Annotated in this window: 12 protein-coding genes; 2 read left to right on the top strand and 10 right to left on the bottom strand. The window is 72.8% G+C overall.

Annotated elements, in window-relative coordinates:
* Nucleotides 1–85: 85 nt before the first annotated feature.
* The 3 genes from ACFVHO_RS16660 to ACFVHO_RS16650 form a co-directional block, all read right to left on the bottom strand.
* The gene (locus ACFVHO_RS16660; RefSeq protein WP_385714316.1) at nucleotides 86–3,376 is read right to left on the bottom strand and encodes a S8 family serine peptidase; all 3,291 of its coding nucleotides are present in this window, start codon (nucleotides 3,374–3,376) and stop codon (nucleotides 86–88) included.
* A gap of 292 nt (nucleotides 3,377–3,668) precedes the next feature.
* The gene (locus ACFVHO_RS16655; RefSeq protein WP_385714262.1) at nucleotides 3,669–4,919 is read right to left on the bottom strand and encodes an Ig-like domain-containing protein; all 1,251 of its coding nucleotides are present in this window, start codon (nucleotides 4,917–4,919) and stop codon (nucleotides 3,669–3,671) included.
* 239 nt (nucleotides 4,920–5,158) lie between these two features.
* On the bottom strand, nucleotides 5,159–5,494 hold the full coding sequence (locus ACFVHO_RS16650) for a hypothetical protein (RefSeq protein ID WP_385714259.1): 336 nt from the start codon (nucleotides 5,492–5,494) through the stop codon (nucleotides 5,159–5,161).
* A gap of 111 nt (nucleotides 5,495–5,605) precedes the next feature.
* Between ACFVHO_RS16650 and ACFVHO_RS16645 the strand changes: the two genes are divergently transcribed.
* Both ACFVHO_RS16645 and ACFVHO_RS16640 read left to right on the top strand, forming a co-directional pair.
* A complete protein-coding gene (locus ACFVHO_RS16645; protein WP_385714256.1) occupies nucleotides 5,606–5,890 on the top strand; it encodes a hypothetical protein in 285 nt (94 codons plus the stop codon).
* Nucleotides 5,891–6,119: 229 nt separating this feature from the next.
* Nucleotides 6,120–7,559 (top strand): APC family permease, encoded by a 1,440-nt coding sequence (locus tag ACFVHO_RS16640; RefSeq protein WP_385714314.1) that lies wholly within the window; start codon nucleotides 6,120–6,122, stop codon nucleotides 7,557–7,559.
* Nucleotides 7,560–7,576: 17 nt separating this feature from the next.
* Here ACFVHO_RS16640 and hutH read toward each other — a convergent pair whose 3' ends face one another.
* From hutH to ACFVHO_RS16605, 7 genes are all read right to left on the bottom strand, one after another.
* On the bottom strand, nucleotides 7,577–9,115 hold the full coding sequence (gene hutH / locus ACFVHO_RS16635) for a histidine ammonia-lyase (protein WP_385714312.1): 1,539 nt from the start codon (nucleotides 9,113–9,115) through the stop codon (nucleotides 7,577–7,579).
* A gap of 612 nt (nucleotides 9,116–9,727) precedes the next feature.
* Complete coding sequence (locus ACFVHO_RS16630; RefSeq protein ID WP_385714253.1) at nucleotides 9,728–10,879, bottom strand: diguanylate cyclase domain-containing protein; 1,152 nt, start codon at nucleotides 10,877–10,879, stop codon at nucleotides 9,728–9,730.
* Between the two features lie 292 nt (nucleotides 10,880–11,171).
* On the bottom strand, nucleotides 11,172–11,966 hold the full coding sequence (locus ACFVHO_RS16625) for an enoyl-CoA hydratase/isomerase family protein (RefSeq protein WP_385714251.1): 795 nt from the start codon (nucleotides 11,964–11,966) through the stop codon (nucleotides 11,172–11,174).
* Between the two features lie 85 nt (nucleotides 11,967–12,051).
* On the bottom strand, nucleotides 12,052–13,371 hold the full coding sequence (locus tag ACFVHO_RS16620) for an adenylate/guanylate cyclase domain-containing protein (RefSeq protein ID WP_385714248.1): 1,320 nt from the start codon (nucleotides 13,369–13,371) through the stop codon (nucleotides 12,052–12,054).
* Between the two features lie 378 nt (nucleotides 13,372–13,749).
* On the bottom strand, nucleotides 13,750–14,424 hold the full coding sequence (locus ACFVHO_RS16615) for a DUF6338 family protein (protein WP_385714245.1): 675 nt from the start codon (nucleotides 14,422–14,424) through the stop codon (nucleotides 13,750–13,752).
* Between the two features lie 33 nt (nucleotides 14,425–14,457).
* Nucleotides 14,458–14,754 (bottom strand): hypothetical protein, encoded by a 297-nt coding sequence (locus ACFVHO_RS16610; RefSeq protein ID WP_385714242.1) that lies wholly within the window; start codon nucleotides 14,752–14,754, stop codon nucleotides 14,458–14,460.
* 29 nt (nucleotides 14,755–14,783) lie between these two features.
* Entirely contained in the window at nucleotides 14,784–17,519 is a 2,736-nt protein-coding gene (locus ACFVHO_RS16605; RefSeq protein WP_385714239.1) for a CHAT domain-containing protein, read from the bottom strand.
* Between the last annotated feature and the right edge of the window lie 51 nt (nucleotides 17,520–17,570).

Genomic DNA, 17,570 nt, shown 5'->3' with positions numbered 1-17,570 from the left:
CCAGGGGCCTGTCGGGCCCCGGGAGCCGCTCCTCACACTCCTTCGACTGTCCGCGGGAATCAGGTCGGTTCCCCCGGCGGGAAGGTCACTTCCCGTAGTACGCGTTGTAGATCGAGATCGTGGACTTGTTGCCCTTCTTGTCCGTGATCTTGGCGTGGAACGAGATCGCCTTGCCCTGCTCCGGGTTCTTGATCTCGACCTTGCCGTCCCTGATCTTCAGCGGGTCGCCCCAGTGCTGGCCGTAGTCGTAACTCACGTAGAAGTAGAGCGACTTGAGGTTCGCACCGGCCGCCGCGCCCGTGACCTTCAGCGGCACGGACTGCTTGGCGCCCGCGGGGGCCCGGCTGTCGAGGCCGACCGCCGCGTCGACGCGCACGCCGGAGACGGGCAGCTTCGTGGCGGTGGCCGTCTTCTTGGAGCGGAACGTCCAGCTCGCGTCGACCCGCGTGGAGGCCGCGGACACGGCCACCGAGCGCTTCACGGACGTCGACAGCTTGTACTCGGCGTCACCGGCGGGGACCGTGAAGGGCTTGGTGCCGGTCAGCGGGTCGTCGTTCGTGCCGATCTGGGTGCCGTCGCGGGTCAGCGTCGTCTTCACCGAGGTGTAGCGCGAGCCGCCCGCGTGGGTCTTGCCGTCGGCGAACACCGGCAGATAGCCCGTGAGCTTGTCGCCGTCGCGCACGACGCCGTAGTCACCGCCGACGCGCGGCCCGATGACGGCCGTGTTGAACGTCTTGGTGTACGTCTTGCCCGCGGCGAACGCCTGCGGCTTGCCCAGCGTGTACGACACGTCGACGATCGGCCAGCCGTTCTCGTCGACACCGCCCCGCTGCTCGTACTCCAGGCCCCACTTGACCTTGTCGTCCGTGGAGACGTACAGGGTGCGGGTGCTCGGCGCCTTCTGCGGGGCGCTGAAGCCGGTGGCGCTGAAGCTGCCGGGCAGGCGGCCGAACGCGGTGGCCGTGGCCTGCTTGCCGCTGGAGGACGCGCCGAGGCCCGCCTTCACGGTGGCGAGGTCGGCGTCCTTGTACTCGCGGGTGTAGCCGGTCGCGAGCTTCTTCACGAGGCCGCCGGCGACGGTCGAGTACTGCGCCTTCTCGCCCTTCGTCCAGTGCCCCTCCCACTTCTGGAGCAGCGAGCCGTCGGTGACCTGCGGGCCGAGGTGCGCGCTGCGCAGACCGGTGTACGAGTCCAGCCACCAGCCGAAGCCGTAGCCGTCGCCGCCCGCGGTGATCTCGTAACTGGGCGAGGCGAACACGGACTTCGCGGCGGACGACGGCACGCTGATGTCGACCGGCTTGGCGGTGCGGGCGTCCACCGTCAGCGTCGCGTCCTTGGTCACGTCGAGCTTCGGCTGCGAGATCCAGTCGGCGCCCTTGGTGATGTCCTGCGGGTCGACGAAGACACCGGCGTCCAGGACGTAACCGCCCTTGGGCACCCGGACCTTGGCGGTCCCGGAGTCCTTGTCGTACACCGGCACGAACTGGTCCTTGCCGAGCCCGGAGAGGCCGACGAGGCTGGTGTTGTAGTACTTCGCGTCCTGGCCGTCCCGGCCGATGTGCTTGACCGTCAGGTCGTACGACTCGACCTCGCGGTCGACCGCGGCGGCCGTGCGGACGCTCTGGCCGCCGCCGGTCGCCACCACGTACGCGGAGTAGGCGCCGTCGACCGCGCCGCCCAGACGCGTGTCGGCCGTGATGTCGACGGAGGCCGTGCCGCCCGCGGGGACGGTGACCTTCTTCGCGCCGAGCGTGAAGAACCCGTCCGGCGCGGGGTTGCCCTTCGGGTCGAGGGACTCGGCGGTGAGGTCGAGGGTGACCTCCTCCTTGCCGAGGTTCCTGTAGGTGACCTTCTTGGTGACGGGCTTGTCGTCGGTGTGCGGCCACAGCTGGGTGCCGAAGCTGACCGACACCGGGTCGGCGATCACCGTCTGCTTGATGGCCCGGTCCACGGCGATGCGGCCCGAACCCTGCTGGAACGCCGTGTACTTGCCGCCCTTGGTGGACGCGGTGAGCGCGCCCTTGAGCTCGGGCTGCTTCCAGTCGGGGTGCTGCTGCTTGAGGAGGGCGGCGGCGCCCGCGGCGTGCGGGGTCGCCATCGAGGTGCCGGAGATCGTCAGATAGCCCTCGGGCTTCTGGCCGACCTCCTTCTCTATCTCGCTGCCGGGGGCCGCGGCGGCCGTGATGCCGACGCCGGGCGCGGTCACGTCCGGCTTGACGGCGCCGTCGCCGACGCGCGGGCCCTGGCTGGAGAAGGGCGCCAGCTTGTCGTTGTCGTCGACCGCGCCGACGGTGAGCGCCGCGTCCGCGCTGCCGGGCGAGCCGACCGAGCGGGGCGAGCCGTCGTTCCCCGCGGCGATCGCGAAGAGGATGCCCTTGTCGGCGGAGACCTTGTTGACCGCGGCCTCCAGCGGGTCGACACCCGGGGTGTCACCGCCGCCGAGGCTCAGGTTGACCACGTCGGCGCCCTCGGCGGCGGCCCAGTCGATGCCCGCGATGATGCCCGAGTCGTCGCCGGAGCCGGTGTCGCCGAGGACCTTGCCGTTCAGGACCTTGGCGCCGGGCGCGACGCCCTTGTACGCGGCGTTCTTGGTGCCGGTGCCCGCCGCGATGGACGCGACGTGCGTGCCGTGGCCGACGCGGTCCTTGGTGTCGGGCGAGGGCGTGAAGTTCTTGTCCCCGACGACCTGTTCCTTGAGGTCGGGGTGGGTGGCGTCGACGCCGGTGTCCAGGACGGCGATCTTGACGCCCTTGCCGTCGTACCCGGCCTCCCAGGCCTTCGGAGCGCCGATCTGCTTGACGGACTTGTCCAGGCTCGCGCGGCGCACCCCGTCGAGCCAGACGCGGCTGATGCCGGAGGCGGTCGTGCGCGCCCCGTCCCGCTCGGCCGTCAGGGCCTGCCACAGCTGGGCGGCGTCGCGCCTGGGGGTCTGCACCGCGTCGGCGTTGAGGGTCTTCAGGGCGCGGCGGAGCTTGGTGCCGCCCGCGTCGCGCACCTCGGACTTGGCCGCGCCGGCCGCGCCCTTGTAGCCGACGATGACCTTCAGGCCCTGCTTCTGGGCGGTGCGGTTGGCCTTCTTGCTCAGCTCGGTGACGTCGAACAGACGCTGGTCGAGCGTGCCGTCGGCGATCAGGCGCTGGGCGTCCGCCGGTATGACGAGGGTGTGGCCGTCCTGCTGGACGGTGCGCACGGGTATCCGCTCACGGCCCTTGGCGGGGTCGAACGCGGTGACGCGCCCCGAGCTGTCGACGGTGACGCGGTCACCGGTGAGCAGCGTGATGTGGTGGCGTACCGGCACCCTGACGTCGTCGGCCGACGTGCCCGCCGGGCGGCCCTGGCGGGCCGCGTCCGGGTCGGCCTGCGCCGGGCTGGTCATGCCCGCCGCGAGTGCCACGGCCGCGGCGGTGGCGACGGCCGCCACGGCCGCACGCCGCGCGGTGACCGGTCTCTTCGCTTTCTGGACTTGTCTGAGCAAGTTTCCCCCTCAAGGTGAAAGCACTGAGTCACGCAGTATGTCGAGGGGGACGATATCTGCTCAACTATGAGGCAGAAGTGATTAGTTGGTGTTGTTGGCCGGTTCAACATGGTGCCGCAACACCGTGGACACGACGGTGGCCCGCACCCCGGTGGGGTGCGGGCCACTGCGTGTGCGCCGAGGGGGTCGCCGATCAGACGGCGGAGCCCGCCTTCCACTGCGCCCAGCTCATGTTCCAGCCGTTGAGGCCGTTGTCCGGGGCGATGGTCTTGTCGCCGGTGTTGCGGACGTCGACGACGTCACCGGTGATCGAGTTGTTGAAGAACCAGGCGCCGGGCTTCGACTTGTCGCCCGCGCCCTTGGCGTCCTGCAGACCGATGCAGCCGTGGCTGGTGTTCGCGTTGCCGAAGATCGACGGCGAGCCCCAGTAGTTGCCGTGGATGAAGGTGCCGGAGGAGGACAGGCGCATGGCGTGCGGCACGTCCTTGATGTCGTACTCGCCCTTGCCGTCGTTGTCCGTGAAGCCGACGGTGGCGCCGTTCATCCGGGTCTCCTTGAACTTCTCGGAGATCACCATCTTGCCGTTGTACGTCTTGTTCTCCGGCGAGCCCGCGGAGATCGGGATGGTCTTGACGACCTTGCCGTCCCGCATGATCTTCATCTGCTTGGTCTTGGCGTCGACGACCGAGACCTGGTTGCGGCCGATCTTGAAGGTGACGGTCTTCTGCTGGACGCCGTAGACCCCCTCGGAGCCCTCGACGCCGTCCAGGTTCAGCTTCAGGGTGACCGTGGAGTTGCCCTTCCAGTAGTCCTGGGGGCGGAAGTCCAGGCGGTTCCCGCCGAACCAGTGGCCGACGACCTCCTGACCACTGCTGGAGGACACCTGGATCTTGGACTGCACGGACTTCTTGTTCGTGATCGCCTTGTCGAAGTTGATCGACACCGGCATGCCCACGCCGACCGTCGAACCGTCCTCCGGGGTGAAGCTGCCGATGAAGCTGTTGGACTTCGAGACGGTGGTGAACGAGGAGTTCTCGTGCGCCTTGCGGCCCTCGGAGTCCTTCGCCGTCACCGCGATCTTGTAGGTGGTGGCGCGCTCCAGCTGGCCGCTGGGCTTCCAGCTCTTCTTGTCCGCCGATATGTCGCCCTCGACCGCGGCGCCGCCCTCGGCCTTCATGACGACACTCGTGAGCGTGCCCTCGCTCACGGTGACCTTGGCGTCCTTGTTGATGCCGGTGTTGTCGGAGCCGTTCTTCGGCGCGATCTCGATCTTGGCTTCCGAAGTCTTCTCGGCCGCCGCCTCGTCGACCTGGTTCTGCGACTTCTTGCCGCTGCCCGAGCCGCTGTCGCCGCCGCCGTCGTCGCTACAGGCGGAGAGCACAAGCACCCCGCCGACCAGGGCGGACACGGCCATCAGACCCCTGCGCCGCTTACTGTCCGTCATTACACGCTTCTCCATCGTCGCCGAATCCCCAAGACCCCGCGGGTCCCCCCGTAACCCCGCCTAACGCCTTGCCCGGTGCATCCCGTTCCATTTCTGCCGAAGATGTGGTGAACGCCACGTCAGCGGTGCGGCCGGGACGGCCGTGCATCCAGGAGACGACGGAGCCCCGGGCGGCGGTTGCCGCCCGGGGCTCCCAAGTTTCGGAAGGCGCTTCCCGGGGCGCTGCTCGCCCGCCGCGGCTACGGCTCGTCGCCGTCCTCGGCGTCATCATGCTCGTCCGGATCCCATTCCGGCGAATCGGGGTCGTAGTCGATCACCTCGCTGCTCCACGAGGCCTGGGTCAGCTCCACGCCGGGGACGTTCCCCACGAGGTCGACGGGGTCCACGAGGTAGGCGAGGGCCTCCGCGTCGTCCTCCTTCACGGCGGCCTGGGCGTGCGCCCGCTCGTCGTCCGGCATGTACGTGTCCTGGGCGATGCGCCCGAGCGCGGTGGAGCGCAGGTCCTCGGGTCCGTCGACCTCGACCACCAATTCGACGCGCAGTCGCACAAAGCGTGATGTCTCGTCCGTACTCATACGCCGGAGCGTACGGCCCGTCACCGGCGTGGCTTTCCCGCGACCCGCGCCTTTCACTAGCATCGCCCCAGACGGCCAATTCGCCAGCTCCACAAGGGGGATCCGTTTCCCGTGATCGCACGTCGACCGTTGCTGACCGCAGCCGCAGCCGGGGCCCTGCTCGGCGCCCTGTGGTTCGTCCCCTCCGCGAAGGCGACCGCGTCGCCGGGCTCGCCCGGCGACATCGCACGCCACTCGGCGAGTTCGACGCACGAGACAGCTCACGCCGACGGCCGCCTGGCCGACTCCGGCGGCATCGACACGACTCCGTACGTGGCCGGGGGCACCGCGTTCCTGGGCCTGGGCGCGGGCTTCGTCCTGTACTCGGTGCGCCGGGAACGGGCGGAGGGCGTCTGACGGCCCCTGGCGGGCGGTTGGCGCCGCCGCGCCGGGACACCAGCCCCCACGAGGGCTGACGAAGAAGTGGGCTCCCCTTTACCCCCTGCCCTCTTGGGCCCGGTGGCGATCGTCCGTACCTTTGCCGGTCAGTCGCACCCACCGCCGCGCCCAGGAGGCCCCCGTGCCGGAAAAGGGCTTTGTCCGCCGTGTCGGCCCCTTCCAGGCCACCGCCATCAACATGAGCCAGATGTGCGGCATCGGGCCGTTCGTGACGATCCCGCTGATGGTGGCGGCGTTCGGCGGGCCGCAGGCGGTCACCGGGTTCGTGGCGGGCGCGCTGCTCGCGCTGTGCGACGGTCTGGTGTGGGCCGAGCTGAGCGCGGCCATGCCGGGCTCCGGCGGGAGCTACGTCTATCTGCGGCAGGCGTTCCAGTACCGCACGGGCCGCCTCATGCCCTTCCTGTTCGTGTGGACGGCGATGCTGTTCATCCCGATCGGCATGTCCACGGGCATCGTCGGGTTCGTGCAGTACCTGGGCTACCTGGCGCCGGACATGGGACAGACGACGGGCGACCTGATCGGGCTCGGCGTCATCGCGCTCGTCATCGCGCTGCTGTGGCGGGGCATCGAGCACATCGCGCGGATCACGGCCGTGATGTGGGTCGTGATGATCGTGTCGGTCGGGTGCGTGATCCTCGCGTCCTTCACCCACTTCGACGCCGACCTGGCGTTCACGTACCCGGCGGGCGCCTTCGAGGTGACGAGCAATCACTTCTGGGTGGGCTTCGCCGGGGGTCTGACCATCGGCATCTACGACTACCTCGGCTACAACACGGCCGCGTACATGGGCGCCGAGATCAAGAACCCGGGCCGCACCCTGCCCCGCGCCATCGTCTTCTCGATCCTCGGCATCATGACCATCTATCTGCTCCTGCAGATCGGCACGCTCGGCGTCATCGACTGGCACCGCATGACGGATCCCGACGATGTGGCCTCGACGTCCGTCGCCTCGGCGGTCCTCGAGGAGACCTGGGGCAAGGGCGCGGCGGACACAGTGACCGTGCTGATCCTCGTCACGGCGTTCGCGTCGGTCTTCGCGGGGCTGCTCGGCGGCTCCCGGGTGCCGTACGACGCGGCCCGCGACCGGGTGTTCTTCCGGCCGTACGCGAAGCTGCACCCCGAGCACCGCTTCCCGGTGCTCGGCCTCGCGACGATGGGCGTGGTGACGTCCGGGGGCTTTCTGATCGGCCGCCACACCGACCTGGCGACCCTCATCCAACTGCTCACCGCGGTCATGGTCCTGGTGCAGGCACTCGCCCAGATCCTCGCCCTGACCGTGCTGCGCCGCCGCCGACCCCACCTCCGCCGCCCCTACCGCATGTGGCTCTACCCGCTGCCGAGCTTCATCGCCCTCGCGGGCTGGCTGGTCATCTACGGGTACGCGGACGAGAACTCACCGGGCCGCCATCCCATCGAGTGGTCGCTGGCGTGGGTCGGGCTCGGGTGCGTGGCGTTCGTGGTGTGGGCGAGGTTCGAGAAGGTGTGGCCGTTCGGGCCGAAGGAGATCAGCGAGGAGTTCCTCACGGAGGCAGAGGCGGAGGCCGAGGCGGCCGGGGGCAGCGCCGGTGCGGCGGGCGACGGCCCGGCTCCGGACGAACCGGAGCCGGAGCCGATGCCGAAGCCCTAGGGCCGGGGCCCGTCGGTTCAGGCCAGCGGCCCCGTGACCTGCTCCACGGCCGCGACGAGCCGCCCCTCGCGGACGAAGGTGTCGGCGGCCTCCAGGTCCGGGGCCAGGAAGCGGTCGGGTCCCGGGCCCTCGACGCCCGCCTTGCGGACGGCCTCGATGGCGGCGCGGCTCGCGGGGGCCGGGGTCAGACCCGTGCGCAGCTCGATCGCGCGGGTGGCGGCGTACAGCTCCACGGCGATGATCCGGTTGAGGTTGCCCACGGCCGTACGCAGCTTGCGCGCGGCCGACCAGCCCATGGAGACGTGGTCCTCCTGCATCGCCGAGGACGGGATGGAGTCGGCGGAGGCCGGGACGGCGAGCCGCTTCAACTCGCTCACCAGGGCCGCCTGCGTGTACTGGGCGATCATCAGGCCCGAGTCGACGCCCGCGTCGTCCGCGAGGAACGGCGGCAGGCCGTGGCTGCGGTTCTTGTCGAGCAGCCGGTCGGTGCGGCGCTCGGCGATCGAGCCGAGGTCGGCGGCGGCGATGGCGAGGAAGTCGAGGACGTACGCCACGGGGGCGCCGTGGAAGTTGCCGTTGGACTCGACGCGGCCGTCGGGCAGGACCACGGGGTTGTCGACGGCGGACGCCAGCTCGCGCTCGGCGACCGTACGGGCGTGCGCGAGGGTGTCCCGGCCCGCGCCCGCGACCTGCGGGGCGCAGCGCACCGAGTACGCGTCCTGCACGCGGGGCGCGTCGTCCTGGTGATGTCCCGTCAGGCCCGAACCCGCGAGCACCGCCAGCATGTTGGCGGCCGACGCGGACTGGCCCGGGTGCGGGCGGATGGCGTGCAGCTCGGGGGCGAGGACCTTGTCGGTGCCGAGCAGCGCCTCCAGGCTGAGGGCGGCGGTGACGTCGGCGGACTTGTACAGCGTGTCGAGGTCGGCGAGGGCCATGACCAGCATGCCGAGCATGCCGTCGGTGCCGTTGAGGAGGGCGAGGCCTTCCTTCTCGCGCAGTTCGACGGGCGCGATGCCGTGCGCGGCGAGCAGCTCGCCCGCGGGCTTCAGCTCTCCGTCCGGGCCCTCGGCGTCGCCCTCGCCCATCAGGGTCAGGGCGCAGTGGCTGAGCGGGGCGAGGTCGCCGGAGCAGCCGAGGGAGCCGTACTCGTGGACGACCGGGGTGATGCCGGCGTTCAGGATGTCGGCCATGGTCCGCGCGACCTCGGGGCGGACGCCGGTGTGGCCCGAGCAGACCGTCTTCAGGCGCAGGAACATCAGGGCGCGCACGACCTCGCGCTCCACTCGCGGGCCCATGCCGGCCGCGTGCGAGCGGACGATGTTGCGCTGCAGCTGGGCGCGGAGGTCCGGGCCGATGTGCCGGGTGGCGAGGGCGCCGAAGCCGGTGCTGACGCCGTAGACGGGGTCCGGCTTGGCCGCGAGCGCGTCCACGATCTCGCGGGCCGCGGCGAGGGCGGTGACGGCGTCCTCGCCGAGTTCGACGCGTGCGTTGTGGCGTGCGACGGCTACGACGTCCTCTGCGGTTGTGCCGGTGGTTCCCAGCACCACGGTCTGCATATCCATATTCAGGGAGCCTACGCACTGAATCGCCTCGTGTCACGAGTCCGTCTGCCCCCGGTTGCCCCGCCGCTCCGCGCCGGGGGTTCCCCACCCCGCCCGCCCGTTTCCACCCCACGGCGGGCTTCTGGCCGCCAGTGCCACGGCCGGTCGCTCGGCGGCTGCGGCCCGTCAGCCGCTTCGCCGCTTCGCGGCGGATCTCCCACCCGCCCGCCCGTTTCCAGCCCACCGCGAGCTTCAGGCCGCCTGTGCCACGACCGGCCGTTCGGCGGCTGCGGGCCGCCTGTGCCGGGCGCGGCCCCCGACAGCTGTGCGCCGCCCGCCCTGTTGCCGCAACCGCTGGGGGCCGTCTGCCCCAGCTGCCGCAACCGCTGTGGGCAGTCGTTCCGCAGGGCGATAGGGGTCTCCCCTGCTCGAGCGAAGTCGAGAGCTTGGGGAAGGGTGGGCACAGCCCCGGCCGACGGCGCCCTTGATGCAGGCAGAGGGGCACAGCGCAGGCCAACGGCGGCCTTGACGCCGGGGAGGGTGCGGCCCCAGGCCCACGGCCGCGTGACGACCAGGGAGGGGCGCCCCAAGGCCCACGCCCCCCTGGCGCCCAGGGCAACCCCACCCCTACCTCCCGCGGAAGCGCCTCCGCTCGCCCGCCCCCGCGGGCCGCACCGAATCGGCCAGCCGGATCACCGGGTCCTCGCCGCCCGCGGGGCCCTCCCGCCCCGCGACCACCGGCTTGGTCGCCCGCGCGGCCTTCGCGCGGTACTGGGCCGCGTCCGCGAGGCGGAACAAGCGCCGGGCCGACCGCACGGCCCCGATCGGGTCCCCGGTCGACGCCACGCCGCAGGCGACCCCGTCCCCGAGCTCCAACTCGTCCGCCCGCACGCACAGTTCATCGGCGACCCGCACCACCTCGTCGGCCGAGGGCCCCACCGAGAGCAGACAGAACTCGTCCCCGCCGAGCCGCGCGGCCAACGCCCCCGGCAACATCGCCCCGCACAGCGACAGCACCGACCCGAACCGTTCGAGCAGCCGGTCCCCCACCGCGTGCCCAAGGGTGTCGTTGACCCGCTTCAGCCCGTTCAGGTCGCACACGACGAGGCTCACGACCGCCCCCTCGGCCCGGTGCCGCTCCACGGCCTCGTCGAGCCGGAGGTCGACCGCCCGCCGGTTGGCGAGCCCGGTCAGGGAGTCCGTGAAGGCCAGCCGCCGCGCCTCCTCGAGGCGCTCCGTCTGGGCGATCCCGGCGGCGACGACGGCCGCGAGCACGGAGGCGAAGTCCGCGTCGCCCCGCTCGAAGACGGGCTGTCCCACGGGCCGCGCCACATACAGCTCGCCCCAGGCCCGCCCGTGCAGCACGATCGGCGCGACCACGCAACACCCGCGCCCGCGCCTGCGCAGCGCGGCCACCCGCTGGTGGCAGTAACCGGCACGCTCCCGGTCCCCGGGCCCACCCGCCGTCTCCACCCACGCGTGCGGCTCCCCGCCCCCGGCCCACCGCTCGTGCAGGAACTCGGTGATCTCCGGGAACTGGTGCACGGGGTAGGCCTCACCCTCGGGGAACTCCTCCTCCCCCGGGGCACGTTCGCCGACGTTGGCGAGCACCCGCAGCCGCCCGCGCTCCCGCTCCCAGACGGACAGCGCGGCAAAGCTCCCGCCCAGGGCGAGCAGCGCGCCCTGGGCGGCGGCCCGCCAGGACTCACGCGGAGTGTGCGCGGCGGCCATGCCCTGTGCCAGGGCCACGACGGCACGCAGCCGAACGTCCTCCCTCATTGCTCCAGGTTACGGACATTTCACCCATAGAGAGATCCGACGAACAAAAACTCACATACGCTGCCGCCCGAGACACCCCGCTGACCGGGTCGGCCGACCCGGCGCGACTGGTCCGGGCGACCGGCCCGCTGCCACTGGCCCACTGCTACTGGCCCGGTGCGACTGGTCCCACGGTCACGGGCGGGCGGGTGGGCGAAACCCGCCGCGTCAGCGGCGGGACGGCTGCAGCGACCGGCACCCCACAACGCACCCCGGCCCCGCCCCCCAAGTCCCCCAAGGCGCCCCCGCCCGCCTACTCCCCGGGCCACTCCGGCTTCCGCTTCTCATTGAACGCGGCCACGCCCTCCGCCCGGTCCCCGGAGAACGCCACCGAGCGCCAGGCCGCGTCCTCGACCTCCAGGCCGGCCCGGAGGTCGAGGCCGTGGCCGAGGCGGAGGGCGCGCTTGGCGGCGCGCAGGCCGACGGGGGAGTTGGCCGCGATGCGGGTCGCGAGGGCGAGGGCCTCGTCGCGGTCCTCGCCCGCCCCGGCGACGAGGTCGACGAGACCCAACTCCTTGGCCTCGGCGGCCTCCACACGGCGCGCGGAGAAGATCAGTTCGGCGGCCCGCGCCGCCCCCACGCGCCGGGGCAGGAGCTGCGTACCGCCGCCGCCGGGGATCACACCGACGGACACTTCGGGAAGGCCGACCACGGCGGTGGGGTCGGCGACGATGATGTCGCAGGACAGGGCGAGCTCGAAGCCGCCGCCGAGCGCGAAGCCGTGGACGGCGGCGACGGTCGGCATCGGCAGCTCAAGGACGCCGGTGTAGGCGGCGCGGGCGACGGGCCGCTGGCGCACCAACTCGGCGTCGGAGAAGGAGTTCCGCTCCTTGAGGTCGGCGCCGACGCAGAAGGCGCGCTCATGGGTGGAGGTGAGCACCACGACGCGTGCGTCCGGGTCCGCGGCGAGCGCCGCGCAGGCCTCGCCGATCGACCGGGCCATGGCGCTGGACACGGCGTTCATGGCCTTGGGCCGGTCCAGCGCGAGCTCGGCCACGTACCCGTGCCGCCGGACCTCCACGAACTCCCCGAACCGACGCTCGCCCATGACCCCTCCACCTGACGGTTAACGATCGTTACCCGGCGATCATGTCAGCCGACGCGCCCGTTGGGTACCCGGCCCGGAGCGCGGGTCAGCCGCGGCGGGCGAGCAGCCAGGGCTCGACGATGCCGAGCCCGCGGACCGGCCGCTGCCACATCGGCTGCAGGGCGAAGCGGTAGCCGGGCGGCTCCTCGCCCTCCTTCTCGGCCTTCTCGGCCAGCGCGGCGGCCTCCGTCTCGGAGGCGGGAGCGTCGCCGGTGCGCACCAGTTCCTCGGCGAGCGCGCCGTCGACGAGCACGGCGTCGCGGGGCGCTATCGAGGTGAGCCGGGACGCGAGGTTCACGGTGGTGCCGAAGACGTCGCCCATGCGCGTGGTGACGGTGCCGAAGGCGATGCCGACGCGCAGCTCGGGCATGGTCTCGTCGTTGGCCATGGTCTCGATGAGGCGCAGCGCGATCTCCGCGGCGGTGCCCGCGTCGTCGGCGGCGTACAGGACCTCGTCGCCGAGGGTCTTGATGAGCCGCCCGCCGTGCGCGGCGACCAGGTCGGCGGCGGTGGTCTCGAACGCCTCGACCAGCTCGCCCAGTTCCTCCTCCTCCATGCGCCGGGTGAGCCGCGTGAACCCGACCAGGTCGGCGAACCCGACGGCGAGCCGCCGGTCGACCATCTCCTCGTCGTCGGCGGCCTGCACGACCCGCCCGGTGGCGGCGGCGAGCTGGCGCCGCCACACGTACACCAGGAACTCCTCCAGCTCCGGCAGGAGCAGTTCCACCAGGGGGTACGTGACCTCGGTGCGGGTCATGCCCGGCTCCGGGGGCTCCGTGAGGCCCTCAAGGAAGGAGTCGATCTGCCATTCGGCCAGGCGGGCGGTGGTCTGCCCGGTGGAGCGCGCCACCTGGACGGCCATGGCCTCGCTGAGCAGCCCCGCCTCCACCAGACCCGCGAGCCGCCGCAGCGCCAGCACGTCGGCCTCGGTCAGGGCCTTGGCCTGGCCGATGTCCGGGAAGCCCATGGCGCGCCAGAAGCGCGAGGCCAGCTCCATGGAGACACCGGCGCTACGGGCCGCCTGGAACGGGGTGTAGCGGCGGTCGGCGCCGAGAATGAGCTGTTCGAGGCGGAGCGCGAGCGGGTCCTTGCCGACGCCGTCCGCCCCGTCCGCACCGTCCGTCCCGTCAGCGCCGTTCAGGCCGTCCGCACCGTCCAGGCCGTGACCGTCCAGGCCGTGCACGCCGCCGTCGGCGCCGGGGCCGCTCCCGGCGAGGTCCGGTTCGTCCGGCTTCTCGTCGGCCGGAGGGTGCTCGTCGGCCGCGCCGCTCGCGTCGCGTTCCGGGTACGCAGATTCCGCCGGGCGGGGGTCACCGTCGGGGCCGGGGGGTGTGCCCTGGCCGGAGCCGGTGTCGTCGACGGTCACGCCTGCTGCCCTTCCGATCTGCCGTGGTCAGATATCGACCGGCGCCAACTTTACGGCAGGTGTGCCGCAGCTCACTCCCGACTCCGGCGTGCCGGGTCGCCCGACCTTCGTCAGGCGCCCGTACGGGACGGTGACCACGCCTCCCGCGGGGCGCTAGCACCAGCACTGGACCGCGTTGCAACACGGTACGGACTGGGGTGGGACCGGAGGCGGGGGCTGGGACGGTGGCGTCTCCTCGGGGACGCACATGCTCAGGAGCGACAACAGAAAGACGACCGCCCCGATGAACTCCATGTACAGGATGAACTTCCGCATACCGCGCTTCCCCTCTTGTGTCCCGCGGACTTGTGGTGCCGCGAGGCCCCGTGCCACGACCGGCTAGCGCGGTCCTGCCGTGGGTGCGGGCCCCGTTTCGATCAGCCGTACGAGGGCGCCGGGAACGATGACCGTCGACGCCGACGAGCGCCGCCGTTCGCCGCCCGCGGGGGTGAGGGCGATGGGCCTGCTCAGCGCGATGTCCCTCGTCGCGGTGTCGGTGTCCCGCGAGACCCCCTGGAAGTAGCCCTCGACCCTCAGGCCGTCCATGAGGTGGACGGCGACGAACCGTCTTGTCTCGGTCCGGACCCCGTGCTCGTCCCGCGCGAAGCAGGGCGAGGTGAGCACCCCGTGCCAGACCGTCCCCTGCCGCACCCGGTGCCGGACGGCGTACGCGGTGTGTCCTCCGAGGACGTGCCCGAGCACCGCGCACAGCCCGGCGCTGACGCCGAGCACCAGCGCGCCCGTGGCCAGCGCGGGCCAGGGACGCGCGACGATCGCGCTTTGCCCCTGTACGAGGCGCTCCAGCGGCAGCAGCCCGTGCCACACCTCCGCCAGCGCCAGCACGCCGAACGCGGCGGCCAGGGTGCTCGACGCCCCGACGGCGAACATCTCCGCGATGTCACGCCCTCCTCCGGGCATGTCGCGCGGGGTGCGGCGTTCGTAGCAGAAGAGGTAGAGGTAGCCGGGGGTGGCGGCCAGCAGCGCCCCCAGCAGCCCTACGACGCTGCCGGGCACCGGGAGCGTCCGGTCAGGCCGTGACCGCGCGGTTCACAGGGGGTCGGAGAACGGCGGAGGCAGATCCAGGTCCGCCTGGTCCGCGTCGTCGTCCCCGGCTCCCCCGTCCGCCTCGTCGTCCCCGTGGCCGTCCCATGCCACGACCGTGTGACCGCGCCTTTCCTCCTCGCCGTCGGCCGCCGCCTCGGTGTCCCGCGACGCTCCCGCCCGCTCCGGGCTCCTCGGCCGCCCGGCCCCGCCCGGCTCCACGCCCTCGCCGGGCTCCGCCCGTTCCCCCGGTCCCCCACGGTCCTCACCCTCACTGCCGGTCCCCCTCGTCTCCCGCCCCATCCCCGGTCCCCTCCCTCTGCCTGCCGGATCTACCGGCATCCGAAGCCGGTGAGACCGGCCCAGTTGTGGCGCGCGTAACGCCCGTCGTCGAGCAGCTCGCGAGCCGCCTCGCGGGCCGACCGCAGCGGGCTCGTACCGTCCGCCCGGTGCCGGTGCCAGGCCAGCGCGAAGGCGCGGGCGGACCGGTCCCCGACCGGAGCCGGGCTGCCCAGGACGAACGCCGCCCCCGCCTCCTGGAAGACGTGCGCCAGCGTGATCGCGTCGTCGCCGACGAGCCGGACCCGGCCTTCGGCGCGCACCGTGCCGCCGGGCCGCAGGGCTCCCGCGCAGACGGCGAGCACGACCTCGTCGTACCGCACGCGCCGCACCGCGAGCTGGGCCATGCTCAGCGTTCCGTCCGTCAGGTGGAGACCCGCGTCATAGGGGTCGCTGCCGGCGCCGGTGGCGTGGCAGGCGAGGTGCAGGACCGTGCCGGGGCCGCCCTGCCGGTCGAGCAGATCGAGCAGCCGCCGGACGCACGCCCCCGGCCCCATGGCGGTCGGCGACAGGAGTCGGCCGCCGCCGTACACGGCCTCCAGGTCGCGCAACTCCCGCTCGGGCTCCCGCAGTCGCTTGAGCCCCTGGTGCTCCGCGTGGTCGGGGGCGCCGAAGAGCGAGACGCGCACCGAGCGCGCGGGAGGCCGGTCGAGGGCTGTCAGCACGGTCAGGTTGGGCAGGACCCCCACGGCCGTGTGCCGGACCAGCGGCTTCCCGAGAGCCGTGAGCAGTTGCCACGGCAGCCCGTGCAGCTCGGCGTGCGGCGACACGAGCAGCGTGTCCGCGCCCACGGCGGTCGCCACGAACCGCCGGGGCACCAGGTCCTCCAGCGCCACCCCGAACGCGGTGGAGAAGTCGAGTTCCTCGCCGCTCCCGCCGCCGTCCCCGCCCGCGCCCGGCCGCAGCCGCTTCGCGTGCGCGGCGAGGGCCCGCTCCGTCTCGGCGGACAGGGTCTTGGCGGCGACCTCGACGCCGTCGGCGCTCACCACGACCGCCACGATCCGGCCCTTCCTCCGGTACAGGGAGAGGGCGGCTCGCTTGCCCACGCCCGCGGCCCCGGCGTCGCGGGCGCCCGGGGCCCCGGGAGTCCGCCAGACGCGCTCCGCGGCCTGCCGGGCCGACTCCTCCAGATCCACCGGGGGGCCTTCGGACACGGCCCGCCAGCGCGGGTCGTCGCGACGGATCCGTTCCACCAGGGCCCTGCGGCGCGCCCGCAGCGCCGCGGATCCGGTCGCGCGCGCCGCCGCGTCCGGTCCGCCCTCGGTCTCGGGGGTCTTCGCGCCGCCGTGCTCCAGGGCGTTGATCGCCGCCGTCACCTCGGCCAGTTCGCGCTCGTCGGCGGTGGGCGCCTCCGCTCCCGGCACGGGCAGCAGGGCGAGCCGGGCCGCGAAGGACCGGGCCTTGAGCATGTCGGTGAGCGCAAGGGCGGTGGCCGCGTCGCGCCGCTCGACCGCGAGGTCCAGGGCCTCGTACAGGACCGGCAGCCGCTCGGCGAGGTAGGAGTTGTCCCAGCGCAGGCCGATGGAGACCCGGCGGCGCCGGTCGATGAGCCGCACGGCTTCGCGGTACGCGTCCTGCGCCCGCAGGGGCCGGTCGGCCCGCCGCAGCCGCCGCGCCCGCTCTCCGTGCAGTTTCCACTCCAGCTCCGGGTCGGGGAACTCGGCGGTCGCTGACAGCCCTTGGTCGCACCACTCCAGAGCCTCCGTGGGGCGGTCGTCGGCCTGCAGCCGGGCCCGCAGGAGGCAGTACGCGTTCCGGCGGTACGCGAGGGCGTTCGCGGGGAACCCGGACAGCGCGCGCCGCTGTGCTGCGCTCCCTTCGAAGACCGGGGCGAGGGCGTCCAGGAGCTCCGCCGCGCGCTTTCCCTCGCCCCGCCGCCAGGCCAGCGAGGCCAGGTGGAACTCCGCGAACGGCCCCATGAACGGCAGGAGTTCCTGGAACAGCCGTTCCGCCTCCGCGTACCGCCCCGTGTCCGCGAGGAGTCCCGCCTTCAGACCCCGCAGTCGCTGGTGGAGCTGGGACCGCCGCTCCAGTTCCACGGCCCGCGCGACGGCCTCGGCGGCCCCCGGCCCGGCCGCCTCCCGGATGCGCGCCTCCGCGGCAAGCCGGGCCGCCCGTACCTGGTCCGCGTCGGGCGGCTCGCTTCCCAGCGATTCCTCGAAGCCCCGCAGCAGGAGCAGCGCCTTGTCGTGGTCGCCCAGTTCCCGCAGCAGCCCCGCGTGCAGCAGCCGCACGCTCACGGCCTCGAGCCGCCTGCCGTGGGCGCACAGCAGCCCATCGGCCCGGCCGAGGACCTCCAGGGCCCGGGCGACCTTCCCCTCGCCGAAGAGGTGCTCCGCGCGCACCCCCGACCAGTGCTCCGCCCGCTGTACGTCGGTCAGATGCCGGTCCGCCAGCGCCTCACCGCGCGTCCGCAAGGTCCGTGCCTCGGGGAGCCGGCCGGCGACGGTGTGGTGGTCCGCGGCCACCTGGTGCTGCTGGACCAGCGGGATCGCGATCTGTGCCGGCGGGACGGGCACGGGGTCGAGACCCGGCCCCGGTGACCGGTGGCCCCACCGCGCCAGATAGGCGGGCAGTTCCTCCTCGATCAACGGGATCGCGGCGTCCGCGTACGTGTCGAAGTCGGGGAGGCGTCGCGTGCGCAGCCAGGTCCGGCCCGCGGTGACCACCTGGTCCGTACGGGCGGCCAAACGGGTCCAGTCCTGGGCGTGGTCGTTCGCCGTGGGCACGCGTGCATGCTGGCAGAGCGGCGGCCCGGGCGAGGGCTCGGCGCCCCTGTG

Origin of the sequence: Streptomyces sp. NPDC127108, assembly GCF_042677545.1 — a bacterium.
GTDB lineage: Bacteria > Actinomycetota > Actinomycetes > Streptomycetales > Streptomycetaceae > Streptomyces.
This window is presented reverse-complemented; position numbering and strand designations above follow the sequence as displayed.

Bases quoted from the DNA above. Each gene is read 5' to 3' on its own strand.
- ACFVHO_RS16660 (WP_385714316.1), bottom strand. From the start codon at position 3,376: ATGACCAGCCCGGCGCAGGCCGACCCGGACGCGGCCCGCCAGGGCCGC.
- ACFVHO_RS16655 (WP_385714262.1), bottom strand. From the start codon at position 4,919: ATGACGGACAGTAAGCGGCGCAGGGGTCTGATGGCCGTGTCCGCCCTG.
- ACFVHO_RS16650 (WP_385714259.1), bottom strand. From the start codon at position 5,494: ATGAGTACGGACGAGACATCACGCTTTGTGCGACTGCGCGTCGAATTG.
- ACFVHO_RS16640 (WP_385714314.1), top strand. From the start codon at position 6,120: ATGTGCGGCATCGGGCCGTTCGTGACGATCCCGCTGATGGTGGCGGCG.
- hutH (WP_385714312.1), bottom strand. From the start codon at position 9,115: ATGCAGACCGTGGTGCTGGGAACCACCGGCACAACCGCAGAGGACGTC.
- ACFVHO_RS16630 (WP_385714253.1), bottom strand. From the start codon at position 10,879: ATGAGGGAGGACGTTCGGCTGCGTGCCGTCGTGGCCCTGGCACAGGGC.
- ACFVHO_RS16625 (WP_385714251.1), bottom strand. From the start codon at position 11,966: ATGGGCGAGCGTCGGTTCGGGGAGTTCGTGGAGGTCCGGCGGCACGGG.
- ACFVHO_RS16610 (WP_385714242.1), bottom strand. From the start codon at position 14,754: ATGGGGCGGGAGACGAGGGGGACCGGCAGTGAGGGTGAGGACCGTGGG.